This window comes from Actinoplanes sp. NPDC051411, assembly GCF_040682075.1.
Lineage (GTDB): Bacteria > Actinomycetota > Actinomycetes > Mycobacteriales > Micromonosporaceae > Actinoplanes.
The window spans coordinates 37,667-62,115 of record NZ_JBFBAD010000023.1; the positions used below are offsets into that span (position 1 = coordinate 37,667).

Genomic DNA, 24,449 nt, shown 5'->3' on the forward strand with positions numbered 1-24,449 from the left:
GCGCGTGCGTGCGGCCGGCGCGATCTCCTCGGCCGGCGCGGCGTCGAGCGCGGTCGGGGCCGAGTCGGACGACGTGCGGCGGCGCCGTGAACGGGACCGCGGCTCCGTGGCGTCCTCAACGATCGCGGCCGAGGACTCCGGAGCATCGGCGGACGGGCTCTCCGGCGTACCGGAAACCTCGTCGCCCGCCCGGCGGCGGCGCCGTTGACGCTTGGGCCGGTCGTCGCCGTCGGACGACGGCCCGGAAGATGACCCGGAAGATGACCCGGAAGATGATCCGAAGGACGGCCCGGAGGAATCCGGCCGGCCGCGCCGGCTGCTGCCCCGGCCCCGGTCCCGGTCGCGGCGGCGTCCGCCACCACCCAGGTCTTCCTCGATCTCGGCCGACAGGCCGGCCCGGTTGCGATCCGCGGTCGGCAGCGTGCCCGAGATGTCGGTCGGGATGTCGAGGTCGCTGTAGAGCGCCGCGCTCGTGTGGTAAGTCTCGGGCGGCTGCGGCATGCCCAGGCCGAGCGTCTTGTCGATGAGGACCCAGCGCGGCATGTCCTCCCAGTCGACGAACGTGACCGCGACGCCGGTCGCCCCCGCGCGGCCGGTGCGGCCGATGCGGTGGGTGTAGGTCTCGGGGTCTTCCGGGCAGTCGTAGTTGATGACGTGGGTGACGCCGGAGACGTCGAGGCCGCGGGCGGCGACGTCGGTGGCGACCAGCACGTCGATCTTGCCGGAGCGGAAGGCGCGGAGGGCCCGCTCGCGCGCGCCCTGGCCCAGGTCACCGTGGACGGCGGCGACCGCGAAGCCGCGGAAGTCGAGGTCTTCGGCGAGCCGGTCGGCGGCCCTCTTGGTGCGGGTGAAGATCATGGTGAGGCCGCGGCCGCGCGCCTGCAGGATGCGGGCGATCATCTCCACCTTGTTCAGCGGGTGGGTGCGGTAGACGACCTGTTTGGTCAGTGGCGACGGGCCACTGTCGGCGGTGTGCCCGGCGTGGATGGTGACCGGGTGGTGCAGGAACCGGCGGGACAGGGCCACGATCGGGTCGGGCATGGTGGCCGAGAACAGCATGGTCTGCCGCTGCTCGGGGAGCATCGCCAGGATCTTCTCGACGTCGTCGAGGAAGCCCAGGTCGAGCATCCGGTCGGCCTCGTCGAGCACGAGCGTCTTGACGCCGCCCAGCTTGAGCTGCTTCTGCTTGGCCAGGTCGAGGAGCCGGCCGGGCGTGCCGACCAGGATCTCGACACCCTTCTTGAGGGCGTCGACCTGCGGCTCGTACGCCACGCCGCCGTAGATCGGCAGCACCCGCACCCCGCGCGTGCTGCCGGCGGCCGCCAGGTCGCGGGCGACCTGCAGGCCCAGCTCGCGGGTCGGCACCACGACGAGCGCCTGGGGGATGCCGTCGGCGCCCTCGGACGGGGCGAGCAGCCGCTCGAGCATCGGAAGGCCGAACCCGAGCGTCTTGCCGGTGCCGGTCGGGGCCTGGCCGATCAGGTCGGTGCCCCGCAGCGCGATCGGCAGGGCGTATTCCTGGATGGCGAAGGCGCGGGTGATCCCGGCCTTGGCCAGCGCCTCAACGGTCTCGGCACGGACTCCCAGCTCGGCAAAGGTGGGGCTGTCGGGGCGGACCGGGGCGCGATTGGTAACTGGTACGAGTGCGGGTTCTGAATTCTCGATGTCGGTCATGAAGTTTTACGGGTGCCTCTCGTGGTGCGCCCGTCGTGACCTGGGGCGCGCTGTGGGTAGGGCGCGGGCCACACGCTCGAAAGCGGGCCGCACGCGCGGGTCGCCGCGGCGATCAAGAGGATCGACGTCGACGGCGACGCGACAAGTCTACCCGACTCGGAGATCTCGCACCTCAGAGCAGAGTTACGGAAGGGGACCGCGGGATTCCGCGGCCCCCTTGAGACAGCCTCAGCGGGTGGTGAAACCGAACGGCCGGTTGGACGACTCGGCGATCTCCACATACGCGACCTTGGCGATCGGGATGATCACCTTGCGGCCCTTCTCATCCGTGAGCGACAGCACGCCGTCCTTGGCCATCGCCTCGGACACGGCCTGCTCGACCTCCGCCGGGGTCTGTGCGCTCTCGAGCACCAGCTCACGCGGCGTGTGCTGCACGCCGATCTTGACCTCCACGGGGTCCTCCTCTGTGCGCGTCTGACGCTCTGAAGGCTATCCGATTTCGGCCGGTGTTCCGCCGGATGCGCCGTCCTGGAGGGGGAAGCCGGCGATGCCACGCCAGATAAGCGCAGCTACCAGCGTTTCCGCTTCCGCTTTAGGCGTACGCCGTCCATTGGCCAGCCAGTACTGAGCCGACTGTCCGGACGTCCCGACGAGGCCCGCCGCGAGCAGCTGGGCCTGGTCGGCGCCGAGGTTGGTGTCGCCGATGATCGTGTCGGTCACCGCCTCGATGCAGCCCTGCTCGACCCGCTCGACGCGCTGCCGCACCTGCGGGTCGTTGCGAAGGTCGGACTCGAAGACGAGACGGAACGCCTCGCTCTCGTGGTCGACGAAGTCGAAGTACGCCTGGACGGCGCCCTTGACCCGTTCCTTGTTGTCGGTCGTCGCCAGCATCGCGCTGCGCACCTTGGCGATTATCGCGTCGCAGTGCGTGTCGAGCAGCGCGAGATAGAGCTCGAGCTTGCCCGGAAAGTGCTGATATAGCACTGGTTTGGAGACGCCGGCGCGCTCGGCGATGTCATCCATCGCAGCTGCGTGGTAACCCTGCGCAACGAAAACCTGCTGGGCGGCCGCCAGCAGCTGCTTGCGCCGCGCGGAGCGGGGCAGGCGCGTAGGGCGGGCGGTCTGTGGTCCGCCAGACGCTGCGGTCATCTCTCTGAACCTCCAGGGGATCGGTCCCCACGGTTTGGTCGGCGCGGTATGCCCGGATCGGCGTGTGTCGGAGCCGTGCGGACAATTGTCGCGACGCTGCAACTTATCGCCACCGCAAGCACACGGTAGCCTCAGCGGGGGCGAGCGAGGAGCACGCGGTGGATGAATCAGGGCATTCCGGAGACACCGGAGCCGCGGAGAGCGGCGACGGTGCCGATCCGCGTGAGCGCGCTCGGCTGAACGGCTGGGCGACTCCGGACAGCCCCTGGTCCCACCCGGGAACCCCGCTCGAATCCGAAAATGACGTCCCGGCGTGGCGCCGCCCGGTCCCGGAAAATCGGCCTTCCGCGGGCGCTCCCGCGCCGGTCCCGACCCCGCCCGGCTTCGTCGATGCCAAGTCGACCGGCGAAATTCCCTCGTCCGGGGCGGCCGAGCGGTGGGGCGAGACCCGCTCGCGCTACTCCGACCTGCTGGCACCGCTCGCGCCGCCGCCGCTTCCCCAGGTCCCCGAGCAGTCGCGGCCGAGCGGCGGCAGCTTCGGCAGCCCGGCCGCCCGCCCCGAGCCGGGCCTGGGCACAGGCAGCTTCGGCAGTCCAGCCGCGCGACCGGAGCCGGGCCAGACAACCGGCGGTTTCAGAAGCAACGAGCCGGGCCAGACGACCGGCGGCTTCCGCAGCAACGAGCCTGGTCAGACGACTGGCGGCTTTCGGAACGGCGAGCCTGGTCAGACGACTGGCGGCTTTCGGAGCAGCGAGCCCGGCGAGACGACCGGCGGGTTCGGGAGCAGCGAGTCCGGCCTGACGACCGGCAGCTTTCGAAGCGGCGAGCCCGGCCAGACCACCGGTGGCTTCGGCGGCGGCGAGCCCGGTCAGACCACCGGCGGGTTTCGAAGCAGCGACCCCGGCCCGACGGCCGGCGGCTTCGGGAGCAGTGAGCCCGGTCAGACCACCGGCGGGTTCGGGAGCCCGGCCGCTGTGCGGCCATCGCCGCTGCGGGCCTTCGACGTGCCGACGCCGAGCAGCGCACCCCCTTATCCGTACGAGGGGGACCTCGACGACGCGGCGCCCCCACCGCCTCCGCCGCAGCGGGCCACCACCGCCGTTCCGCTCGTGCGCCCGGCCGCCCCGGGTGGCCCGGCTGCCCGTCGCACCGACTGGATCGCCACCGATCTGGGCCAGGACGCCCGCCACGCCTTGACTCAGGGCACCCCAATTCAGGGCACCCCAATTCAGGGCACTCCGGTTCAGGGCACTCCGGTTCAGGGCGCCCAGGCCACCGGCAGCGCGGCCGTGCCCGCGCCCGACCGCATCGAGCCGGCGCGCGTTGTGACGCAATCGGACAACCCGGTCGGCGACGAGGCGAACCCCGCCCGTCCGACGTACGATCCGTCCAGCTTCCCGCGCCGCCTGGGATACGAGCCCTCGCCGGCCGCGGAGACCCCCGGCTATACCCCGCCGCCGGCCTACGCCGGGTTCGGTGGTCGCGATGCCGGTCCGGTCCGGCCCGGTGATCCCGGCGTCGTCCGGGCGGCCGACCCCACCGACCAGGGCACCCGATCGTTGCTGCCCCAGCGCGTCCCGGCCCAGCCGGACGTGCCGAGAGTTCCGGAGCCACCGCTGGTGGAGCCCACCGCCGAGACGCCCGCGCTGGCGCGCATCGCGACGCACCTGCGCCGCGGTGACCTGTTGCCGGCGCAGGAGCGGCAGGAAGGGTTCGACGTGCAGGCGATCCTGGCCGCCGTCCGTGAGGTGGCCGGCGTGCGTGACGCGTCGCTGCGTACCACCCCGGCCGGTGCCCACAGCCTGCGTCTCGACCTGGCCGAGGGCGCCGACCCGGCCGAGGTGAGCCGCCAGGTGGCCCGCCTGCTCCAGGACCGCATGGGCCTCGACGCGGCGATGAAGGGCGAGGGCCTGCCGCTCCCGCCGCCCGCCCCGGTGTCACCGGTCTCACCGGCGCGGGCCACCGCCCCGGTTTCCTCCCCGCCGAGAGAAGCCCCGCCCCGGGAGACCTCACTGCGGGCCGCCCCACTCCGCGACGCCCCACCGAGGGAGACGTCGCTCAGAGACGCAACGCTCAGGGAGCGAGACACCTCGCTGCGGGACCGAGACAGGGACGCCGCCCGAGACAGGGACGCCGCCCGAGACAGGGACGCCGCCCGAGACAGGGACGCCGCCCGAGACAGGGACACCGCCCGAGACAGGGACACCCGGCTCAGGGAACGAGACCGAGACGCCTCGCTGCGGCAACGAGACAGGGACGCGCCGCTGAGGGAACGGGACTCCACGCTCAGAGACCGGGAAGCCGCGCTGCGGGACCGGGAGGTGCCGCTCCGAGAACGGGAACGGGACGTCCCACTTCGGGAAACCGCGCCGCGGGAGGTCCTGCCGTCGCGGGAGGCCACCGCGGCCACGCCGGTCCGGGAGAGGCCGATCGAGAAGGCCCCCGAGAAGCCGGCCCAACACGAACGGCACGACGACGATCCCCGGGTCGCCACCGAGACCGCGATCGTGCCGACCGGCGTCGAGACCCCGCCCCGCCCGCTCTACCCGGCCCACGATCCCGGCCCCCGCATCGTCATCGAGAACGTGCAGGTCAACACGTTCGGCACCGACGCCACGGTGGAGGTGCGGCTGGGCGTCGGCAGCAGGTCGGCGGCCGGCGAGGCGAGCGGCCCGGCGGTCGACGGCTACCTGCTCCGGCTCTGCGCGATGGCCACCGCCGCCGCGGTCGACCAGTTGCTCTCCACGTCGGACCATCCCGAGGGGCCGGTGCGCTGCTTCGTCGAGCACGCGGCCGCCGTACCGTTCGGTGCCTCCCAGGTCGCCGTCGCCGTGCTGTTGTTGTCGTGCAACGGCTGGGTCGAGCAGCTGGCCGGCTCGGCCGTGGTGACCGGCGATGACCGGCTGGCGATGGTGCGCGCCACTTTGGCTGCCGTTAACCGCCGGCTTGAGGCACTGTTGTCTGGATGAAAGGCGCCGTTCTGGCCGCCGACGGTGCGTTGGGGCCGGTCGGCGACGTTCCAGCTCCCTGGCCCGCCCGTCGGGTGACCGTCGGCGGGAAGATGCTGCACGTCCGCGACACCCCGGGGACCGGGCCGGGGGCCGAGCCGGCCGTCTACGTGCACGGTCTGGGCGGTTCGTCGCAGAACTTCACCGACCTGGCCGGCCTGCTCGCGGACCGTTTCGACGGGCAGGCGATCGATCTGCCCGGCTTCGGTTACAGCGATCCGAGCCCGCGCTATTCGATTGCCGCGCTGGCCGACATCCTGATCGCTTATCTGGAGTTCGCCGGGCGCGGTTCGGTCCACCTGGTGGGCAATTCGTTGGGCGGCTCCATCGCCGTACGTGTGGCGGCCCTGCGCCCCGACCTGGTCCGCACTCTCTCCCTGATCTCTCCGGCGATGCCGTTCCTGGATCCGCGCCGGACGGCGCACGGGCCGTTGCTGCCGATCCTGGCCCTGCCCCGCGCCGAGCGGCTGTTCGCCTGGGGCATGGCCCGGTTGACCGTCGACGAGATGGCTGACCAGGTGATGCTGGCCTGTTTCGGCGACACGTCGAAGGTCAGCGCGCAGCGGCGGGCCGAGGCGATCGAGGAGATCAAGCTGCGCTACACCGTGTCGCACTATCCGCGGGCCTATATGGGCACGCTGCGTGGTCTGGTGTCGAGCTTCCTGCGGGCCTATCTGCCGGGCGCCGGCTCGCAGTGGCGGCTGGCCGCCAATGTGGTCGCGCCGACCCTGGTGATCGGGGGCCTGGACGACAAGCTGGTCGATCCGCGGGTGCCGGCCCAGGTTGCCCGGGTGGTCCCGGACAGCCGCCTGCTGATCCTGCCGCGGGTCGGGCACGTGGCGCAGATGGAGGTTCCGCGGCTGGTGGCCCGGGCGATCGTGGGGATGCTGACCGACATCGCGGGCTAGGCGTGTCCTGTGTAATTCTTGCCGGGCGATGATCGAGAGAAGTCTTCATGTTCCTGACCGGTGGCGCCGGCGGTGGCTGGCGGTGTTCGCGCTGGTCCTGATCGTCGTCGCGGGCCTGCTGGCCGGCCGTCATCTGCGTTCCGGCGGCCCGAAGCCGATAGCCCGGCCCTCCTCGATCGCGCCGAGCATGGCCCCGAGCACGGCCCCGCTGCTGGAGTCGACGCCGTCGCCGGCTGCGCCGACGCCGAGCGAGACCCTCGATGTGCCGAAACTTCCGGGTTCGGTGCCGGCTCACGGTTCCGGTTCCTTCTCGTACGCGGCGAGCGCCGGTCCCGTGATGGGCACCAAGGGCCCGTTGCGCCGCTTCCGGGTCGGCGTGGAGAACGGCAGCGGCGAGGACGTGGCCGCGTTCGCCGCCCAGGTGCAGGCGACGCTGGGCGATCCGCGCAGCTGGACCGGCGGCGGCACGCTGCGGCTGGAGATGGTCGCGGCGGGGGAGCGTTACGACTTCACGGTCTACCTGGCGACCCGCGACACGACCGGCAAGATGTGCCTGGCCGGCGGCACCAACGTCACGATCCACGGCCGGCCGTACACGTCGTGCCGCACCACCGGGAAGGCGATCGTCAACCTGGACCGCTGGCGGTTGTCGGCCAAGCCCTATCTGGGGGCCAGGGTCCCGCTCGGGGTCTACCGGCAATATCTGATCAACCACGAGGTGGGCCACGAGCTGGGGCATCATCACGTGGGTTGCCCGAAGGCCGGGGGACCGGCGCCGGTGATGGTGCAGCAGACGCTCACCCTGCGCGGCTGTGTCGTGAACGCCTGGCCCCGCTACGACGACAAGTTCCTCACCGGGCCATCCGTCTGATCGAATCAGGTCGTCTGACCCACTAATCCGTGGCAATCTCGCCTTTGTCATGGCAAAGGCGATGAACCGGACTCAGGAGCAGGAGCCCAGTCATGCCCTGCGAACGCGCACCCCCACCCGGACGATCCGGCCGGGCGGACGCCGGGTCGTGCGGACGCCGGTCATCCTTCCCGGCGAGAACGCCCCGGTCGCGGTGCGCGACTCCGGTCAGCCGCGGCGGTTCCTCACCACGCTCTTCTTCCTGCTGGTCGTGGTCGGGATGCTGCTGCTCGGCCGCTACTTCGGCGCCCAGGAGCGCCCGGCCGAGCCGCAACCGCCGGTCGCGGCCCCGATCGAGCGCACGGCCCCGGCGGCGCCGCGGTCCCGCCCCACCACCTCGGCCGCCCCGCGGCCCGAGGCGGGCACGAGCGGCCAGTTCGCGTACGTCAATGGGTTCGGCCCGGTCCTGGGCCGCGCCGGACCGACCCACCGTTTCAAGGTGGCGGTGGAAAAGCCGTCGCCGGCCGAGGCCGGCGCGGATTTCGCCCATGAGGTCGACCGTACGCTGGGTGACGGGCGCAGCTGGATCGCCTCCGGACGGTTCCGCCTCCAGCGGGTGCCGGGCAGCGCGCACGCCGAATTCACGGTCTATCTGGCCTCGCCGAAGACGTCGGAGCGGATGTGCGCGACCGGTGGACTGGAGACTGGCGGTTACACCTCGTGCCGACTGTCCCGGAAGGTGATCATCAACGACGCCCGATGGGACGGCGCGGTGCGCGACTACCGCGCCCCGGTCTCGACCTACCGGCAGTACGCGATCAACCACGAGGTCGGGCACCAGCTCGGGCACGGGCACGAGGCGTGTCCCGGTAAGGGGCGCCCGGCCCCGGTCATGATGCAGCAGACGTTCGGCCTCAAAGGCTGCGTGGCCAATGCGTGGCCCTATCTGAACGGCAAGCGGTACGCCGGTCCGCCGGCGCGCTGAAAATTCCCGTGTCCCGCATGTCGGGCCGGTGTTCAACGTCATGGCCGCCGCGTAGCCAAACGAGCAAGAATGGTGGGCGATCCTTACCGTCAACCCGGGGAGTTCCAGAGTGGTTGAGAAGCCTGGGGCACTGCCCCCGCTCGTCGAGCCGGCCGCAGAGCTGAGCGTCGATGAGATTCGCCGCTACTCGCGGCACCTGATCATCCCGGATGTCGGGATGGACGGTCAGAAGCGGCTCAAGAACGCCAAGGTGCTGGTCGTCGGCGCCGGCGGTCTCGGTTCGCCGGCCCTGCTCTATCTGGCCGCGGCCGGGGTGGGGACGCTGGGCATCGTCGATTTCGACACGGTCGACGACTCCAACCTGCAGCGCCAGATCATCCACGGCGTGTCCGACGTCGGCCGGCCCAAGGCCGAGTCCGCGGCCGACAGCATCCGCGAGATCAACCCGCTGGTGAATGTGGTCATCCACAACACCGCGCTCGACGTCGACAACGTCAAAGAGATCTTCAGCCAGTACGACCTGATCGTCGACGGCACCGACAACTTCGCGACCCGTTACATGGTCAACGACGCCGCGGTCCTGCTCGGCAAGCCCTATGTCTGGGGTTCGATCTACCGCTTCGACGGTCAGGCGTCCGTCTTCTGGGAGGAGCACGGTCCCTGCTACCGCTGCCTCTACCCGGAGCCCCCGCCGCCCGGCATGGTCCCGAGCTGCGCCGAGGGCGGCGTCCTCGGCGTGCTCTGCGCGTCGATCGGGTCGATCCAGGTCAACGAGGCGATCAAGCTGATCACCGGCATCGGTGAGCCGCTGGTCGGCAAGCTGATGGTCTACGACGCCCTGGAGATGGAATACCGCAAGATCAAGGTCCGCAAGGACCCGAACTGCGCGCTCTGCGGGGAAAACCCGACGGTCACCGACCTGCTGGAAGACTACGACGACTTCTGCGGCGCGGTCTCCGAGGAGGCCGAGGCGGCCACCGTCGACTCGACGATCACCGCCCGCGAGCTCAAGGAGTGGCAGGACGCCGGCAAGGACGTGTTCCTGGTCGACGTGCGCGAGCCGGCCGAGTGGGAGATCAACCGCATTCCCGGCGCCACGCTGATCCCGAAGGGCGACATCCTCTCGGGCGAGGCCCTGTCGCGCTTCCCGCAGGACCGGCAGATCGTGCTGCACTGCAAGTCGGGTGTGCGCTCGGCCGAGGCGCTGGCGGCCATCAAGGCGGCCGGCTTCAAGGACGCCGTGCACGTCCAGGGCGGCATCGTCTCCTGGGTCAACACGGTCGACCCGTCGCTGCCGTCATACTGACCGTTCGTGTCGTCGCGCTCCGTCACTGTCTGGTGACGGGGCGCGCTGCACGTTCCGGACAGTTACCAGGACGGCACAGCGGATCGTCGTTCCGAGTTGTAGCGTGACGGTCGTGGTCGATATTGACGCGGCGATCGGCTATGTGATCGCCCACGGAGATCCGGTCGAGCGAGCTCGGCTGCACTATCTCCGCACGCGCCAGCAGGCGTCCGACGAGATCATCGATCGCATCACGGCCGGGCAGACCGCGGCCGGTGGCTGGCCCGCCTCGACCGACAGCCCGATCCCGTCGGTCGACGCCACCTGCTTCCGCCTCAACGAGCTCGACGATCTCGGCGGACTGCACGGCCCGGCGGTCGACCGGGCGCTCAACTGGCTGGCCGCGGTCCAGCGCGACGACGGCTCCTGGCAGGAGGACGAATCGCTCGCCGCCGAGGCCCCGGCCTGGGCGATGCCGGGTGACGCCGAGGCCACGCTCTATCTGACCGCGCTGGCCGGCTCCTGGATGACGGTCGCCGAGGTGGAGACCAACCCGCACCACACCGGCCCGGTCCGCTACGGCGCCAACCTCGCCGCGGCGGCCCAGTTCTTCGTCGCCCGGCTGCGCCCAGACGGCACCTGGCCGTCCTACCTCGCGGCCGGCTGGCATGCCGCCGGGCTGCTCGGCGAGCAGCAATACTTTTACGAGTCGGCCCGCATCCAGTTGGTGCTCGGCGACCGGCTGCCCGACATGACGGCGGCCGACATCGCCTCGATGGCGGCCGCGCTGCGCCGGGTCAACCTGGGCGACGACTGGCTGCTGCAGAGCGCCCGCAAGCGGCTCTCCGAGACGCAGCGCACCGACGGCGGCTGGGACAGCGCCGAGGGGCCCAATTTCGACGTGAACACGACGCTGACCGTGTTGCGCGCCCACCGCTGAATCAGCCGAACGGCCGTAATTACTCTCGGTAGTTAGGGCTATTGGGTCAATACGGGCAGGTCGGGCATAGTGGTCCTCGGCCCCGGGCGGGGCCGAGGCGAGGCGAAGATCCGCACGGGCGATGAAGATGGTCGCTCCAGTCCGGCGGGGAGTCAGTAGCGAAACCGGCGCCTACGAAGCAACTACTTCGGAGGAACGCCATAATGCGTAAGTCTGTGAAGCGCGCTGTCGTCATCGGCACGACTCTTGCGGTCGCCGGCGTGGCCGGTGCCGCCTACGCTTCCTGGACCGCCAGCGGCAACGGCCTCGGCGGTGCCAAGGCCGACACCGTCAAGCCGCTGACCGTCGAGTCGGCCACCACCGCCGACCAGGCCACCCTGTTCCCGGGCGGCACCGGCGACGTCGTCATCAAGGTCACCAACCCGAACCAGTTCGCGGTGGACATCCACTCGGTGCAGTGGAAGCAGAGCGACGGCGTGCAGACCACCTCGGCCGGCAGCTGCGGCAACAACGGTGTCTACTTCGGTGACTACGCCACCAGCACGAGCGGTAACGGCGGCCTGATCAGCGGCCTCGACCTGAAGGTCGGCGCGAACGGCGACGCGACCTTCACCCTGCCCAAGGCGGTCAAGATGCTCGAGGGCACCGGCGACGAATGCCAGGGCGCGACCTTCAGCATGAAGCTGACGGTCAACGGCGTCAGCGTCGCTCCCAGCAACTGACGCGCGAGCTCGGCGACTCGATCGCGAGTCGCCGGGCCTCGCGTTCCCACCCGGCTCCGGGGAAGGCTTCGATGAGATTCACCCAGCTTCTGGCCGGCGTCGGCCTGACCGCCACCGCACTGCTGTCGACACCGGTCGCGGCGCAGGCCGCCTGGAGCTCCGGCGGCGCCGGCACAGGCCTGGCCGGCGCGGCCGTCCTCCCCGCCGGCCCCACGCCGACAGTCGCGGTGAGTAACGGTTCGTCGGTGAAGGTCTCCTGGACCCCGACTTCGGTCACGGCGGGTGCGCCGGTGCGCGGTTTCCAGGTCGTACGCACGGACGAGTCAACCGGCCGCACCACGCCGGCCGAGCAGGGCTGCGCCGGCGTCTTCACCCGGACCACCCAGTGCACCGAGGGTTCGATGCCACCGGGCCGTTGGACCTACGGCATCGTCACGCTGGTCGGCGACAACTGGACCTCCCCGCCCGGCTTCGCCCCGACGGTGCAGGTCAACCCCGTGAAGCAGCTGCTCGTAGCGCCGTCGCCCAACCCGGTCGCCACTCCGTCAGCTTCGCCGACCCGGCCGGCTTCCCCGTCCTCGGCTTCCCCGTCCTCGGCTTCCCCGTCCTCGGCTTCCCCGTCCTCGGTCTCCCCGTCGCCCTCCGCACCGGAGCCGTCGCCCTCGCCGAGTCCGTCCGAGGGGCCGAGCCCGTCCGGAGCGCCGAAGCCGGCGGAAAGCGCACAGCCATCCGAGGCTCCGAAGCCGTCAGAAGCATCGACGCCCGCGGAAGCTTCGCCCTCGAACACCCCCGGTTAGTCGACGAACTCGATCGTCGTTGGCCTGGTCAGGGTCGTTGTAGCCATCGTTCGCCCGGCGGGTCAGAACCGGGTCGGTGCTGCTGAGCGCCCGATCCGTGAGCTTGGAGCGGTAGAGCGCGAACGCCATCACCAACGCGGCCACGCCGTAGCCGACCAGCGAGTGCCGGCCGCCCAAGTTGCGGGTCAGGATGCCCGCGGCCGAGCCGATCACGACGAGCGTGCCGATGTCGCCGGCTGGAGCCTTGGCCGACGGGTGAGGTTCAGGGCTCTCGGTGTCCGCGGACTCCGAGAAGCCCGAGACCAGCGGGGCGGCCGGGGTCCGTGGCTGCCCGCGCCGGTGAGGGCCCCGGCCGCGATCGGTGACCGGATGTCGGCGATCCACCCCGGCCTGCAGTGGATGGCGACCACGATTGCGGCCGGCGCACCGGCCGCGACGGTTCGATTCGCCGGCGCGTTCGCACCGTCTCCCGGGTCTGCTCCGCACCCACCGGCCGCACGTGGGGCGCCACCTCGGCGCGGAAGTCGTCGAAGATCTGGGCCGGGTTCGGGCACCTGTTCCAACCGGTGCCGGCGGCCGAACAGGGTCGCGGTCGGGGCCTGCCGCCACGTTCCAGACGATGCGGGGTTGGACCGAGACTTCAGCGGGTGTGGCCGTTGCCGGTGACGATGTATTTCGTGGAGGTCAGCTCGGGCAGGCCCATCGGGCCGCGGGCGTGCAGTTTCTGCGTGCTGATGCCGATCTCGGCGCCGAAGCCGAACTCGCCGCCGTCGGTGAACCGCGTCGACGCGTTGATCATGACCGCCGCCGCGTCGACGCCGGCCGTGAACCGCCGGCTGGCCGTCACCGACTCGGTGACGATCGCCTCGGTGTGGCCGGTGCCGTAGTGCCGGATGTGGTCGAGCGCGTCGTCCAGCGAGTCGACCACCGCCACCGCGATGTCGGCCGACAGGTATTCGGTCTCCCAGTCGACCTCGGTCGCCGGGAGCACGTCGTCGCTGTAGGACGCCACCCGCGGGTCGCCGTGCACCGTCACCCCGGCCGCCGCGAACTCCTCCAGCACCAGCGGCAGGAACGTGTCGGCGATCTCGGCGTGCACCAGCAGCGACTCGGCCGTGTTGCAGGTCGACAGCCGCTGGGTCTTCGAGTTGACCGTGATCGCCAGCGCCTTCTCCAGGTCGGCCGTGGCGTCGACGTACACGTGGCAGTTGCCGACCCCGGTCTCGATCACCGGCACCGTGGACTCCTCGACCACCGTCTTGATCAGCGATGCGCCGCCGCGCGGGATCAGCACGTCGACCCGGCCGCGGGCCCGCATGAGTTCCTTGACCGAGTCGCGGCTGGTGGCGTCGACCAGCTGGATCGCGTCGGCCGGCAGCCCCGAGTCGGCGACCGCGTTGCGCAGCACCGAGACGATGGCCGCGTTGGAGCTGAGGGCCGAGCCGGAGCCGCGCAGCAGCACCGCGTTGCCCGACTTGAGACAGATGCCGGCCGCGTCGGCGGTCACGTTGGGGCGGCCCTCGTAGATGATGCCGACCACGCCGAACGGCACCCGCACCTGCCGCAGCTCGAGGCCGTTGGCCAGGGTCGAGCCGCGCACGACGTCGCCGACCGGGTCGGGCAGGGCCGCGAGCTGGCGCAACCCGTCGGCCATCGCGGAGACCCGGTCGGCGGTCAACGCGAGCCGGTCGATCATCGACGAGGTCAGGCCGCCCTCGCGCGCCTTGGACACGTCGGCCGCGTTGGCGGTGACGATGTCGTCGGAGCGCTCGACCAGGCGGTCGGCCATCAGCAGCAGCGCCCGGTCCTTCTCGGCCCGGGTGGCCGCGGCCAGGTCGATCGAGGCGACTCGCGCGTCGGTGGCCTGCTGCTGGACGGTCATCGAGAACCCCAATCAGAGAAGGACCAAGTCGTCCCGGTGGACGACTTCTCGTTCATAACCCGGGCCGAGCGACGCGGCCAACTCGGGTGTGGACCGGCCCAGGAGCGCGGGCAACTCGACCGCGTCATAGTTCACCAGACCGCGGGCCACCGGCGCCCCCGACCCGGCGTCGACCAGGTCGACCGGGTCGCCGGCCGCGAACGAGCCGTCGACCGCGGTGATGCCGGCCGGCAGCAGCGACTTGCGCCGGGCGACGATCGCGGTGACCGCGCCCGGGTCGAGGTGCAGGCGCCCGCGCGGGGCGGTGGCGTGGGCGAGCCAGAACAGCCGGGCCGCCGGGCGGTGATCGGCCGCCCGGAAGAGCGTGCCGACCTCGTCGCCGGCCAGCACGCGGCCGGCCAGGGGAGCGGAGGTGAGCACGACCGGGATGCCGAAGCCGGTCGCGATGCGCGCCGCCTCGACCTTGGTGACCATGCCGCCGGTGCCCACGCCGGAACGCCCCGGCGTGGCGATGCTGATGTCGGCGAGGTCCGACGGGTCGGAGACCAGCGGGATGCGGCGCGACGCCGGGTCGGACGGACGGCCGGTGTAGAGCGCGTCCACGTCGGAGAGCAGCACCAGCAGGTCGGCCTGCACGAGGGCGGCGACGAGCGCGGCCAGCCGGTCGTTGTCGCCGAACCGGATCTCCTCGGTGGCGACCGTGTCGTTCTCGTTGACGATCGGGAGGGCGCCCAGGTCGAGGAGCTTGCGGAGGGTCCGGTACGCGTTGCGGTAGTGCGCCCGGCGGGTCACGTCGTCGACGGTCAGCAGCACCTGCCCGACCGTCCGGCCGTGTCGCGCGAAGCCCGCCGCGTACCGTCCGATGAGCAACCCCTGACCGACCGACGCCGCCGCCTGCTGCGTGGCCAGGTCTCGCGGCCGGCGGCGCAGCCGCAGGGGGGCGAGACCGGCCGCGATGGCGCCGCTGGAGACCAGCACCACCTCGCGCCCGGAGCCGGCCAGCGAGCCCAGCGCGTCGACCAGGGCGTCGACCCGCGCCTCGTCGATGCCGCCGGACGCCGTGGTCAGCGAGGACGAACCCACCTTGACCACGACCCGTCGTGCCTGGGTCACCTCATCGCGCACCCGGCCATTCTCCTCGGGCGGGTCCGCGGATCCGGTCCGAGATCCCATATCGTGGCCCGGGTGACACCGCAGGAGTACGCCGAAGAGGTGCTCGCGCTCGTCGAGCGCATCCCCGAGGGCAAGGTCATGTCGTACGGCGCGATCGCCGACGCCCTCGCCGACGTCTCCGGGCGCAACTCGGCCCGGCAGGTCGGCAACATCATGGCCCGGCACGGTGGCGGGGTCCCGTGGCACCGGGTGGTCAACAGCACCGGGCGGATGCCGCCCGGTCACGAGCAGGAGGCGCGGCAGCGGCTGCTCTCCGAAGGCGCGCCGCTCAAGGGGGACCACGTGGATATGTCACGAGCCCGATGGCAGCCCGATTAGCCGGGCCGCGCCCCGCATCTGGAATTCGAAGAAGCCGCGCCGGTCCTCGTCGATCGAGTTGTCGAGCTGCCCGAACAGTTCCGAGCTGACCGCGCCGCAGAGCTGCACGAACGCGGCGATGGTCGCCCCCGCGACCTGGGGCGGGATCTCGCCGTCGAACTGGGCCGCGACGGCCGCCAGTTCCTCGGCGTAGCGCCCGCTGATCGGCGGCCCGGGGGTGACCGCGCCGTCGCGCATGGCGTCCCGCACGATCGACACGATCAGCATGATGACCCGGGTGGCCGGTCCGATCGTGTCCTGCGGGGCCTGATAGCCGGGCACCGGGCTGCCGTAGATCAGGGCCCACTGGTGCGGCTCGGCCGTTGCCCAGTCCCGTACGGCCAGACCGACCGCGACCAGCTTCTCGGTGTGCCCGGAGACGCCGAGAACCGCCTCCTCGGCGGCCGCGCCGACCGCGTCGTACGCATCGATGATCAGCGCCGTGAGGAGCTCGTCCCGGCTGGCGAAGTAGCGGTAGACCGCGGACGAGGCCATGCCGAGGTCGCGGGCGACCGCGCGCAGGGAGAGGTTGGCCCCCTCGGATGCGAGGTGGCGCCGGGCCACCGTCTTGATCTCATCGGTCATCTCGGCCCGGACCCGGGCCCGCACTCCCGCAGCACTCATGCGGCCAGTGTGCCACACCGAGAGCAGCGCTCTTGCCAAATCGGCGGCAGCATGGAATCGTTGCTCTAAACCGAGAGCAGTGCTCATGAAGGAGATCACAATGCAGGCAGTCATCGGATCCGGTCCCGTCGGCGCCTCCATCGCCCGCCTGCTGGCGGAGAGCGGCGAAAGCGTCCGCATGATCACCCGGAGCGGCGCCGGCCCCGAGCACCCCCTGATCGAGCGGGTCGCCGGCGACGCGGCCGACGCCCGCCGGCTCACCGACCTGACCGCCGGTGCCGACGTCCTCTACAACTGCGCCAACCCGAAGTACACCGAGTGGGAGCAGAAGTGGTTCCCGATGAACGACGCGATGATCGCCGCCGCGAAGGCGACCGGCGCGGTCTACGCGATCACCGGCAACCTCTACGGCTACGGCCCTCAGCCCGGCGGTCACATGCGGGAGGACACGCCGCTGGCCGCGGTCGGCCGCAAGGGCAAGGTCCGCATCAAGATGTGGCAGGACGCCCTGGCCGCCGGCGTGCGCACGGTCGAGGCGCGCGGCGCCGACTACCTCGGGACCGGTGCGATCGGCATCTTCTCGGCGGTCCTGCTGCCGGCCATCGCCAAGGGGCGTACGGCGTGGGTGCCCGGCGACGTCGACGCCCCGCACACCTTCACCTACACCGGCGACATGGCCCGCACCCTCGTGACCCTGGCCGGCGACGAGCGCGCCTGGGGCCGGGCCTGGCACGTGCCCTCGCCCGAGCCGATCAGCATCCGTCAGCTCGCCGACCGCTACTGCGACCTGGTCGGTGCCCCGCACCTGACCATGCACAAGCTGCCGCGCTGGATGAATCACACCGCCGGCCGGTTCAACGCCATGCTGCGCGAGATGGCCGAGATGGACTATCAGTTCTACTTCCCGTTCCGCCTCGACAGCACCCTCACCGCGCAGACCTTCGGCCTCACGCCGACCCCGATCGAGGTGGGCCTCCGCGAGACGGCCGAGGACGCCGAGCGCATCGCCACCCGCACCATGTGAGACCGGTCAGAGCAGCAGGCCGACCCCCGCCCGGCGGGGGTCTCCGGCCGCGCCGTACTGGCCGACCGCGGTGACCCCGCCGAAGTAGTGGTCGAAGTCGGGCCACTCGTTGATCCGCCAGCCCGCGCCGGCCAGCATCGCCAGCTCGTCGCGCGGGTAGCCGGGCTCGACGTGCGCGGTGTCGCCGACCACGTGCAGCCGTGGCCGTGCGATCGCCGACTCCATGTCGAGGCCGTCGACCAGCACGCCGAGCAGCGTGTCGACCAGCGCCGTACGGATGCGGGACGCCCCGGCCGAGCCCACGGCGACCGCCAGGCGCCCGGACGGGTCGATCACCACCAGCGGGCACATGTTGGACGACATCCGGCGGCCCGGCGCGAGGTCCTCGGTCAGCAGCTCGCCCTCGCCGAGCATCGAGTTGAGGTGGATGCCCAGTCCGGGCAGCCACACCCCGGAACCCAGCCCCAGCGTCGTGGTGATCACGCAGGCGTTCCCCTCGGCGTCGACCACCGAGACGTTGGTCGTGTCGCCGATCTTCTGTACGCCCTGGTCGCGCAGCGCGGTGGCGACCCCGAGCACGCGCGAAGGCCGCCCGAGGTCGGCCGGCAGCCCGGCGATCGTGTCGACCGTCCCGCTGAGATCGTGCCGGGCCCGGATCCGGTAGCCGCCGAGCAGGGCGTGGTCGACCGGCGTCTCGACGACCCGGTAACCGGCGAGGTCGCGCGGCCCGAGCGCTCCGCCGGCCGCTCGCACCGTCTCGACCAGCGGACGGGCGTGCGACCCGGTGTAGAAGATCGAAGGGCCCTCCTCGGCCAGGCCGCCCAGCGCCTCGGCGAGGCCGGGATGGAAGAGCAGGTCGCCACCGCCGAGTCGCCGGCCGCCCGGTGCGTAGACCTCGGCGCCGTCGCCCCGGGCCAGCGCGGGGGCACACGCGTCGAGGGTGCGGGCATGCGTGGCCGGCACCTTGACGCCACTGCGGGCCAGCTCGATCGCCGGCTCGACCACCGACGCCCACGGCAACCGGCCCCACCGGCGGTGCACCTCGCCGCAGCCGGCCGGCACGCCCGGCACGGCGACGCTGGCCCCGCCGATCGAATAGACCTGTGGCACCCCGCCGAAGAAGACGTCCAGCCCGATCATCGGCCCGGCCTGGTGATCGCCGTCGGTGCCGGGCACCGTGACGAAGAAGTCCAGGCAGGTGACCTCGCCGGTGGCCGCCTCGAAGTAGGTGGCGAACCCGCCCCCGCCCAGCCCGGTGAAGATCGTCTCGCCGACGCAGCAGGCGAGCACGGCCGCCACCGCCGCGTCGGCCGCGCTGCCTCCGTCTCCCAGGATCCGCAGCCCGGCCTCGGCGGTCGCCGAGTGGCTCGCGGCGACCCCGGCCGCAACGCTCTTCATCAACCCGAGCGTAGGCGCAGCGCGATGATCGTGGATACGATGCGTGTCGATGACCACCGCCGACCCCGCCCCCGAGGTCCGGCCGGCCCCCGCCCTCCCGCGCCGTGTTCTGGCCGGATACTCGCTGGGCTCGCTGGTCACCGGCTCGTTCGGCACCGTGCCCGGTTTGCTTCTTCTGCCATATTTGACAGACACCCTGGGTGTTGCGGCCGGTGTGGCCGGATTGCTGGTGCTGCTGCCCAAGGCCTGGGACGTGCTGGTCAACCCGGTGGCCGGGCGGATCTCCGACCGGCGCGGCGACCGGCGACCCTTCCTGATCGTGGCCGGCCTCGCGCTGGGCGTCCTCTTCGCCGCGCTGTTCGCCGGCCCGTTCCGCGGCGGCGCTCCGGCCGGGGCCTACGTCGCGGTCGCTTTTCTGGCCGCGGCCACCGCGTACGCCTTCTTCCAGGTCCCGTACGTGGCGATGCCGGCCGAGCTGACCGACGGATATGCCGAGCGCACCCGCATGATGACCTGGCGGGTCGCCGTCCTGGCCCTGGCCATCCTGATCTCCGGCGCGGTGGCCCCGTTCGTGGTCGACCAGACCGGCGGCGGCATCACCGGACACCGCTGGGCGGGTGTCTTCGTCGGTGCGCTGATCGTCGCCGGCACCCTCGGCGTCTACTTCGGAACCCGCCGCGCCGAGTCGAGGATCGCGCCCGAGCCCGAGAGCGATCTGCGCACCCAGCTGCGCATCGCGTTCGCCAACCGGCCGTTCCGGGCGCTTCTGCTCTGCTGGATCGTCCAGGGCGTCGGAGTCGGGACGATGCTGGCCGGCGTCCAGTACTTCGCCGACCACGTGGTCGGTCACGCGTCGGCCGCGACCTTTCTGTTCGTCGCGTTCGTCGGGCCGGCCCTGCTCGTCATGCCACTGTGGAGCCGGGTCGGCCGGCGGATCGGCAAGCGCCGCTCGCTGATCGCCGGCTCGCTGCTCTTCGGGGGCTTCGGCGTGTTCATGGTCGCCGCGCCGGTCCTGCCGGAGGCCGCCATCTACCTCATCGCGGCCCTGGTCGGTGTCGGTTACGCCGGGCAGCAGGTCTTCGCGATGGCGATGCTGCCGGACTGCATCGACCTCGACACCGAACGCACCGGCAGCCGCCAGGCCGGGGTCTTCAGCGGGCTCTGGACGGCGGGGGAGACCTTCGGGCTGGCGCTCGGCCCGGGCGTTTACGCGCTGATCCTGCAGCTCTTCGGCTACGTCTCGTCGTCGACCGGCACCGCCGCGGTCCAGGACGAGACCGCCAAGCTGGGCGTGCTGCTCGGCTTCACTCTCGTGCCGGCGGTCCTGGTGGCCGCCGCCGTCCTGCTGTTGAATTCCCGGCATGATCAACGCGCTGCCTGACGACGGGATCCCGGCCGAGCAGGTCCTGGCCGAGCTGCGCGAGATGCGGGCCGGCGACTTGCCCACCCACGGTGGGCGGCTCTTCGCGTACGTGTACGACCCCGGCCGTGACGGCCTCGACGAACTCGCTCAAGCCGCCCACGCGATCTCGGCCCACGTCAACGGCCTCGACCCGACCGCGTTCCCGTCCCTGCTGGCGATGGAGAACGCGCTGGTGGGGGCCACCGCGCGTGTTCTGGGAGCGCCGGTTCCGGGAGAAAGAACCGCGGTCGGCAGCGTGACCAGCGGCGGCACCGAGTCGATCCTGCTCGCCGTCAAGACAGCCCGCGATGCCCGGCCCGATCTGGCCACGCCCCGGATGGTGATCCCGTCCACCGCGCACGCCGCTTTCGCCAAGGCCGCCCACTACCTGCGGGTCGCCCTCGACGTCGTGCCGGTCGGCCCCGACCTGCGAGCCGACCCGTCCGCGACGGCGGCCTCGATAACCGACGACACGGTCCTGGTCGTCGGCTCGGCCCCCTCGTACGCCCACGGCGTGGTCGACCCGATTCCCCAGCTGGCGGCCGTGGCGGCGGAAAGACACGTCCGCTTCCACGTCGACGCCTGCTTCGGCGGCTGGGTGCTGCCCTATCTGAAGCGCCTCGGCGCCGACCTCCCGGACTTCGACCTCACCGTCCCCGGCGTCACCAGCATCTCGGTCGACCTGCACAAATACGCGTACGCGCCGAAGGGCGTCTCGATCCTCCTGCACCGCACCGAGGAGCTGCGCCGCCCGCAGTACTTCGCCTACGCCGACTGGCCCGGCTACACGATGGTCAACCCGGTCGTCTCGTCGACCCGCTCCGGCGGCCCGATCGCGGCCGCGCTCGCCACCCTGCGCACGATCGGCGACAACGGCTATCTCGGCCTGGCCGCCCGCACCCGCGACGCCGTGTCCATCCTGGCCGCCGCGGTCGAGCGGACGGACGGCGTACGCCTCTTCGCCCCGCCCGAGACCACGGTCGTCTGCTTCACGACCGAGGACGCGGATCTCTTCGTGCTCGCCGACGAGCTGACCGCCCGCGGCTGGCACACCCAGCCCCAGATGGCGTTCGGCGACCTCCCGCCGACCATTCACCTGACCGTGACCGCCGCGGTCGCCGCGACCGCCGCCGAGTTCGCGGCCGCCCTGGCCGAGTCGGTGGCGGCGGCCCGCGCCCGCGGCCCGATCGACCTGCCGCCGCTGGAGCTCACCCCCGAGACGGTCACCCCCGAGGTGGTCGAGCGGCTGGCCGGCGGGCTGGGACTCGGCGACGCCGACTTCTCCCGGATGGCCGCGGTCAACTCGTTGCTCAACGCGGCCTCCCCGCAACTGCGCGAGGCACTTCTGACGGGCTTCCTCAGCGTCCTGCAGAGACCGGAGTAGGTTGACCACGTGGCCGGTCTGCCAGGAGTGCTCGGGGAACCCATCCGGTTCGTGCTGAACTGGGGACGGCGCTACTCCCTCTGGGTCTTCAATTTCGGGTTGGCGTGCTGCGCGATCGAGTTCATCGCGAGCAGCATGAGCCGCCACGACTTCATGCGCATGGGTGTCATCCCGTTCGCGCACGGCCCGCGCCAGGCCGACCTGATGGTCGTCTCGGGCACGGTCACCGACAAGATGGCCCCGGCGATCCGGCGGCTCTATGACCAGATGCCCGAGCCGAAGTACGTCATCTCGTTCGGCTCGTGCTCCAACTGTGGCGGGCCGTACTGGGATTCCTATTCGGTGACCAAGGGCGTCGACCAGATCATCCCGGTCGACGTCTACGTGCCCGGCTGCCCGCCCCGGCCCGAGGCCCTGCTGCACGGCATCCTCCGCCTGCAGGAGAAGATCGCGGCCGAGCAGTCCGGCCCGGGCGGGGTGTCCCGGCCCGACGTGGCCGCGCTGACAGCGCCACCGGTGCGCCCCCCAACCTCCTAAGATGTCGGCATGACGCCCGAAGAGGTCGGCGAACGCCTGGTCGCGCTGCTGACCGACGACTCCCCGGAGGCGCCCGCGGGCGAGGCCGTCGCGAGCATCTCCGGCGGTGGTCCCGGGCACGAGCGGGCGGTCGTCGACGTGCCGGTCGCCCGCTGGTGGGAGTCGGTCGGCACGGCCAAGCACAACGGCGCCGTCGGCTGTGACTACTTCGACTGGCTGTCCGCGGTCGACGAGCTCGACGAGGGCTTCTCGGTCGTCGCCCACCTCTATTCCACCCGCCGGCGGCACTCGCTGCTGCTGCGCACCCGGGTCCCGCGCGAAGAACCGGTCGTCGAGTCCGTCGTGGAGCTGTTCCCGGGCGCCGACTGGCACGAGCGCGAGACGTACGAGATGTTCGGCATCACCTTCGCCCGCCACCCCGACCTCAAGCCGCTGCTCCTGCCGCCCGAGTTCGAGGGCCACCCGCTGCGCAAGGAGTTCGTGCTGGCCGCCCGGGTCGCCAAGGCCTGGCCGGGCGCCAAGGAGCCGGGCGAGTCCGAGTCGGGGGCGGCCAAGCGCGCCCCGATGCGGCCACCGGGCGTGCCCGCCCCCGGCGAGTGGGGTCCCCGCTGATGCCGCTCTGGCTCGAACTGGTCATCCGGGTCGTCGCGGTCGTCGTCGGCTTCCTCGTGCTGCCGCTGGTCGTCGGGCAGGCCGAACACAAGGTCATGGCGCACATGCAGGGCCGGGTCGGTCCGATGTATGCCGGGGCTTACCACGGCTGGGCCCAGCTGATCGCCGACGGCGTGAAGTTCGTCCAGAAGGAGGACATCACCCCGCGCGACGCCGACAAGCGCGTCTTCCAACTGGCCCCGCTGGTCGCGCTCTTCCCCTACCTGGTGGTGCTCCTGGCCGTACCCCTCGGACCAGGAAACCTGGTCGCTCAGGGCTTGGACGTCGGTTTGTTCTTCGTCCTCGCCCTCCTGGGCGTGGGCGTGGTCGCCGTGCTGATGTCCGCGTGGGCGAGCGCCAACAAATACAGCCTGCTCGGCGGCCTGCGCGGCGCCGCCCAGCTCCTGGGTTACGAACTTCCGCTGGTGCTGTCGGCGGCCAGCGTCGCGATGGCCGCCGGCACGCTCAGCCTGCCCGGCATCCTCGAGGCCTGGTCGCCGTGGTGGCTGCTCTGGCAGGCGCCGGCCGCGGTCGTCTTCTTCATCTCCGGCGTCGCCGAGATCCGCCGGCCGCCGTTCGACATGCCGATCGCCGACTCCGAGCTGGTCTTCGGCTACATGACCGAATACACCGGCCTGCGCTTCGCGTTCTTCCTGCTCGCCGAATACGTGGGCATCGTCGTGATCGCCGCGCTGACCACCGTGCTGTTCCTCGGCGGCTGGCACGGCCCGTTCGCCGACCAGCTCGGCTGGCTGTGGACGCTGATCAAGGTGTTCGCGCTGTCCTTCGTGATCATCTGGTTCCGGGTGACCTTCCCGCGGCTCCGCGAAGACCAGCTGCAGCGCCTGTGCTGGCTGGTCCTGGTGCCGGTGGCGCTGGCCCAGCTGGTCCTCACCGCCGCGATCAAGGTCATGTAAAGGCTTCGACCCGGTCGCGCACCGCGTTGTAGACCGTGTCCGGCACCTCGGTCGCGTCCAGGTGATCAAAGATCTCGTAGTCGAACGACGCGTCCGGCTCGGGCATCGGATCCCAGCAGTCCCAGGGCAGCGCCTCGACGTTGTCCATCGCCGCGACGTCGCGCACGAGGTTCCCGGCAATCCACCAGTCGCCACCAATGTTCTGACTGGTCAGACCGAACTTGCTCGGGTCCGCCTCGCCGCGCCGGAACAGCTCCCACGCCTCGCCGCCGGTCAGGAACGCCCCCTCGGGCAGGTCGCCGAGGTCGAAGTCAACCCCGAAGGTCTCCCGCTGCACCGCGTCGATCTGCGCGTCGCCGCGCTTCCAGCGCCCGTCCTCGTAGTACTCGACCACCCAATGATCCCCGTAGAACCCCGGAGTGAAATAGGCGCCGAACCCGCACCGGGCCCGCGCCGGCACCCCCTGGGCCCGCAACATCGCGACCGCGAGCACCGTGAACCCCCGGCAGTTCGTCGCCAGCCGCTCCCCGGGCTCCCGGGCCACGTCGAGCGGCCGCGGATCCCGTTCCACGACCGCGTCGAGCAACGCCGAAGCGCGACGAACGTGAACCGTCGACGTGTCCACCTTGTCGACGCCGTACATGCCGAGCAGGAACTCGTGAATGCACAGCCCGTGCAGCACCGACGCGACCCCGCCGAAGTCGGCGGGCAGCCCCGCGACCGACCTTCCCGGCGTGGTCATGACACCCGGGGTGAGATATTTGCGCTCCATTCCGCCAGCA

22 protein-coding genes and 1 pseudogene are annotated in these 24,449 nt (G+C 71.5%); 15 read left to right on the forward strand and 8 right to left on the reverse strand.

Annotated elements, in window-relative coordinates:
• Positions 1 to 75 precede the first annotated feature (75 nt).
• The 3 genes and pseudogenes from AB0M88_RS15160 to AB0M88_RS15170 all read right to left on the reverse strand — a co-directional run.
• Positions 76 to 1,674, reverse strand: a pseudogene (locus AB0M88_RS15160) (DEAD/DEAH box helicase); the annotation flags it as partial.
• Between the two features lie 228 nt (positions 1,675 to 1,902).
• The gene (locus tag AB0M88_RS15165) at positions 1,903 to 2,127 is read right to left on the reverse strand and encodes a DUF3107 domain-containing protein (protein ID WP_364101195.1); all 225 of its coding nucleotides are present in this window, start codon (positions 2,125 to 2,127) and stop codon (positions 1,903 to 1,905) included.
• A 36-nt stretch (positions 2,128 to 2,163) separates the two neighbouring features.
• The gene (locus AB0M88_RS15170; protein ID WP_364101198.1) at positions 2,164 to 2,823 is read right to left on the reverse strand and encodes a TetR/AcrR family transcriptional regulator; all 660 of its coding nucleotides are present in this window, start codon (positions 2,821 to 2,823) and stop codon (positions 2,164 to 2,166) included.
• 158 nt (positions 2,824 to 2,981) lie between these two features.
• Here AB0M88_RS15170 and AB0M88_RS15175 point away from each other — a divergent pair, with 158 nt between their 5' ends.
• From AB0M88_RS15175 to AB0M88_RS15210, 8 genes are all read left to right on the forward strand, one after another.
• Positions 2,982 to 5,792, forward strand: a complete 2,811-nt coding sequence (locus AB0M88_RS15175) for a hypothetical protein (RefSeq protein ID WP_364101200.1) — start codon at positions 2,982 to 2,984, stop codon at positions 5,790 to 5,792.
• Positions 5,789 to 6,739, forward strand: a complete 951-nt coding sequence (locus AB0M88_RS15180; protein WP_364101203.1) for an alpha/beta hydrolase — start codon at positions 5,789 to 5,791, stop codon at positions 6,737 to 6,739. The genes AB0M88_RS15175 and AB0M88_RS15180 overlap by 4 nt, the downstream gene beginning before the upstream one ends.
• Before the next feature lie 82 nt (positions 6,740 to 6,821).
• Positions 6,822 to 7,610, forward strand: a complete 789-nt coding sequence (locus AB0M88_RS15185; protein WP_364101205.1) for a DUF3152 domain-containing protein — start codon at positions 6,822 to 6,824, stop codon at positions 7,608 to 7,610.
• 61 nt (positions 7,611 to 7,671) lie between these two features.
• Complete coding sequence (locus tag AB0M88_RS15190) at positions 7,672 to 8,574, forward strand: DUF3152 domain-containing protein (RefSeq protein WP_364101208.1); 903 nt, start codon at positions 7,672 to 7,674, stop codon at positions 8,572 to 8,574.
• A 109-nt stretch (positions 8,575 to 8,683) separates the two neighbouring features.
• Complete coding sequence (moeZ, locus tag AB0M88_RS15195; RefSeq protein ID WP_364101211.1) at positions 8,684 to 9,880, forward strand: adenylyltransferase/sulfurtransferase MoeZ; 1,197 nt, start codon at positions 8,684 to 8,686, stop codon at positions 9,878 to 9,880.
• Positions 9,881 to 9,992: 112 nt separating this feature from the next.
• Entirely contained in the window at positions 9,993 to 10,799 is an 807-nt protein-coding gene (locus tag AB0M88_RS15200; protein ID WP_364101214.1) for a prenyltransferase/squalene oxidase repeat-containing protein, read from the forward strand.
• A gap of 203 nt (positions 10,800 to 11,002) precedes the next feature.
• Entirely contained in the window at positions 11,003 to 11,521 is a 519-nt protein-coding gene (locus AB0M88_RS15205; protein WP_364101217.1) for a hypothetical protein, read from the forward strand.
• Between the two features lie 71 nt (positions 11,522 to 11,592).
• Positions 11,593 to 12,318, forward strand: a complete 726-nt coding sequence (locus tag AB0M88_RS15210) for a hypothetical protein (protein WP_364101221.1) — start codon at positions 11,593 to 11,595, stop codon at positions 12,316 to 12,318.
• A 640-nt stretch (positions 12,319 to 12,958) separates the two neighbouring features.
• Here AB0M88_RS15210 and AB0M88_RS15215 read toward each other — a convergent pair.
• Together AB0M88_RS15215 and proB are read right to left on the reverse strand one after the other, a co-directional pair.
• On the reverse strand, positions 12,959 to 14,200 hold the full coding sequence (locus tag AB0M88_RS15215) for a glutamate-5-semialdehyde dehydrogenase (protein WP_364101223.1): 1,242 nt from the start codon (positions 14,198 to 14,200) through the stop codon (positions 12,959 to 12,961).
• A gap of 12 nt (positions 14,201 to 14,212) precedes the next feature.
• Positions 14,213 to 15,373, reverse strand: coding sequence for a glutamate 5-kinase (gene proB, locus AB0M88_RS15220; protein ID WP_364101226.1), 1,161 nt, complete (start codon positions 15,371 to 15,373; stop codon positions 14,213 to 14,215).
• A 12-nt stretch (positions 15,374 to 15,385) separates the two neighbouring features.
• On the opposite strand from proB, the gene AB0M88_RS15225 reads away from it, so the two are divergent.
• Positions 15,386 to 15,691, forward strand: coding sequence for an MGMT family protein (locus AB0M88_RS15225; protein ID WP_364101229.1), 306 nt, complete (start codon positions 15,386 to 15,388; stop codon positions 15,689 to 15,691).
• Here the strand turns inward: AB0M88_RS15225 and AB0M88_RS15230 are convergent.
• Complete coding sequence (locus AB0M88_RS15230; protein ID WP_364101232.1) at positions 15,665 to 16,354, reverse strand: TetR/AcrR family transcriptional regulator; 690 nt, start codon at positions 16,352 to 16,354, stop codon at positions 15,665 to 15,667. The genes AB0M88_RS15225 and AB0M88_RS15230 overlap by 27 nt on opposite strands.
• Before the next feature lie 94 nt (positions 16,355 to 16,448).
• On the opposite strand from AB0M88_RS15230, the gene AB0M88_RS15235 reads away from it, so the two are divergent.
• Positions 16,449 to 17,378, forward strand: a complete 930-nt coding sequence (locus AB0M88_RS15235) for an NAD-dependent epimerase/dehydratase family protein (protein WP_364101351.1) — start codon at positions 16,449 to 16,451, stop codon at positions 17,376 to 17,378.
• Between the two features lie 6 nt (positions 17,379 to 17,384).
• Here the strand turns inward: AB0M88_RS15235 and AB0M88_RS15240 are convergent, their stop codons facing one another.
• On the reverse strand, positions 17,385 to 18,776 hold the full coding sequence (locus AB0M88_RS15240) for a gamma-glutamyltransferase (RefSeq protein ID WP_364101234.1): 1,392 nt from the start codon (positions 18,774 to 18,776) through the stop codon (positions 17,385 to 17,387).
• 49 nt (positions 18,777 to 18,825) lie between these two features.
• Here AB0M88_RS15240 and AB0M88_RS15245 point away from each other — a divergent pair, with 49 nt between their 5' ends.
• From AB0M88_RS15245 to AB0M88_RS15265, 5 genes are read left to right on the forward strand one after another with little or no spacing between them, the layout of a single operon-like run.
• On the forward strand, positions 18,826 to 20,157 hold the full coding sequence (locus AB0M88_RS15245; protein WP_364101237.1) for an MFS transporter: 1,332 nt from the start codon (positions 18,826 to 18,828) through the stop codon (positions 20,155 to 20,157).
• Positions 20,138 to 21,562: an aminotransferase class V-fold PLP-dependent enzyme gene (locus AB0M88_RS15250; protein WP_364101240.1), complete on the forward strand. Its 1,425-nt coding sequence runs from the start codon at positions 20,138 to 20,140 to the stop codon at positions 21,560 to 21,562. Before AB0M88_RS15245 ends, AB0M88_RS15250 begins: the two co-directional genes overlap by 20 nt.
• A gap of 9 nt (positions 21,563 to 21,571) precedes the next feature.
• Positions 21,572 to 22,099, forward strand: a complete 528-nt coding sequence (locus AB0M88_RS15255; protein ID WP_364101243.1) for an NADH-quinone oxidoreductase subunit B family protein — start codon at positions 21,572 to 21,574, stop codon at positions 22,097 to 22,099.
• Between the two features lie 9 nt (positions 22,100 to 22,108).
• A complete protein-coding gene (locus tag AB0M88_RS15260) occupies positions 22,109 to 22,711 on the forward strand; it encodes an NADH-quinone oxidoreductase subunit C (RefSeq protein WP_364101246.1) in 603 nt (200 codons plus the stop codon).
• Complete coding sequence (locus AB0M88_RS15265) at positions 22,711 to 23,667, forward strand: complex I subunit 1 family protein (protein ID WP_364101248.1); 957 nt, start codon at positions 22,711 to 22,713, stop codon at positions 23,665 to 23,667. The genes AB0M88_RS15260 and AB0M88_RS15265 overlap by 1 nt, the downstream gene beginning before the upstream one ends.
• On the opposite strand, the gene AB0M88_RS15270 is transcribed toward AB0M88_RS15265, so the two are convergent.
• Positions 23,660 to 24,439, reverse strand: a complete 780-nt coding sequence (locus AB0M88_RS15270) for a transglutaminase-like domain-containing protein (RefSeq protein WP_364101250.1) — start codon at positions 24,437 to 24,439, stop codon at positions 23,660 to 23,662. The two genes, AB0M88_RS15265 and AB0M88_RS15270, sit on opposite strands and share 8 nt — an antisense overlap.
• Positions 24,440 to 24,449 lie beyond the last annotated feature (10 nt).

Bases quoted from the DNA above. Each gene is read 5' to 3' on its own strand.
- AB0M88_RS15205 (WP_364101217.1), top strand. From the start codon at position 11,003: ATGCGTAAGTCTGTGAAGCGCGCTGTCGTCATCGGCACGACTCTTGCG.
- AB0M88_RS15265 (WP_364101248.1), top strand. From the start codon at position 22,711: ATGCCGCTCTGGCTCGAACTGGTCATCCGGGTCGTCGCGGTCGTCGTC.
- AB0M88_RS15210 (WP_364101221.1), top strand. From the start codon at position 11,593: ATGAGATTCACCCAGCTTCTGGCCGGCGTCGGCCTGACCGCCACCGCA.
- AB0M88_RS15215 (WP_364101223.1), bottom strand. From the start codon at position 14,200: ATGACCGTCCAGCAGCAGGCCACCGACGCGCGAGTCGCCTCGATCGAC.
- AB0M88_RS15240 (WP_364101234.1), bottom strand. From the start codon at position 18,776: ATGAAGAGCGTTGCGGCCGGGGTCGCCGCGAGCCACTCGGCGACCGCC.
- AB0M88_RS15250 (WP_364101240.1), top strand. From the start codon at position 20,138: ATGATCAACGCGCTGCCTGACGACGGGATCCCGGCCGAGCAGGTCCTG.
- AB0M88_RS15230 (WP_364101232.1), bottom strand. From the start codon at position 16,354: ATGAGTGCTGCGGGAGTGCGGGCCCGGGTCCGGGCCGAGATGACCGAT.
- AB0M88_RS15190 (WP_364101208.1), top strand. From the start codon at position 7,672: ATGAACCGGACTCAGGAGCAGGAGCCCAGTCATGCCCTGCGAACGCGC.
- proB (WP_364101226.1), bottom strand. From the start codon at position 15,373: ATGGGATCTCGGACCGGATCCGCGGACCCGCCCGAGGAGAATGGCCGG.
- AB0M88_RS15245 (WP_364101237.1), top strand. From the start codon at position 18,826: ATGACCACCGCCGACCCCGCCCCCGAGGTCCGGCCGGCCCCCGCCCTC.
- AB0M88_RS15260 (WP_364101246.1), top strand. From the start codon at position 22,109: ATGACGCCCGAAGAGGTCGGCGAACGCCTGGTCGCGCTGCTGACCGAC.
- AB0M88_RS15180 (WP_364101203.1), top strand. From the start codon at position 5,789: ATGAAAGGCGCCGTTCTGGCCGCCGACGGTGCGTTGGGGCCGGTCGGC.
- AB0M88_RS15170 (WP_364101198.1), bottom strand. From the start codon at position 2,823: ATGACCGCAGCGTCTGGCGGACCACAGACCGCCCGCCCTACGCGCCTG.
- AB0M88_RS15270 (WP_364101250.1), bottom strand. From the start codon at position 24,439: ATGGAGCGCAAATATCTCACCCCGGGTGTCATGACCACGCCGGGAAGG.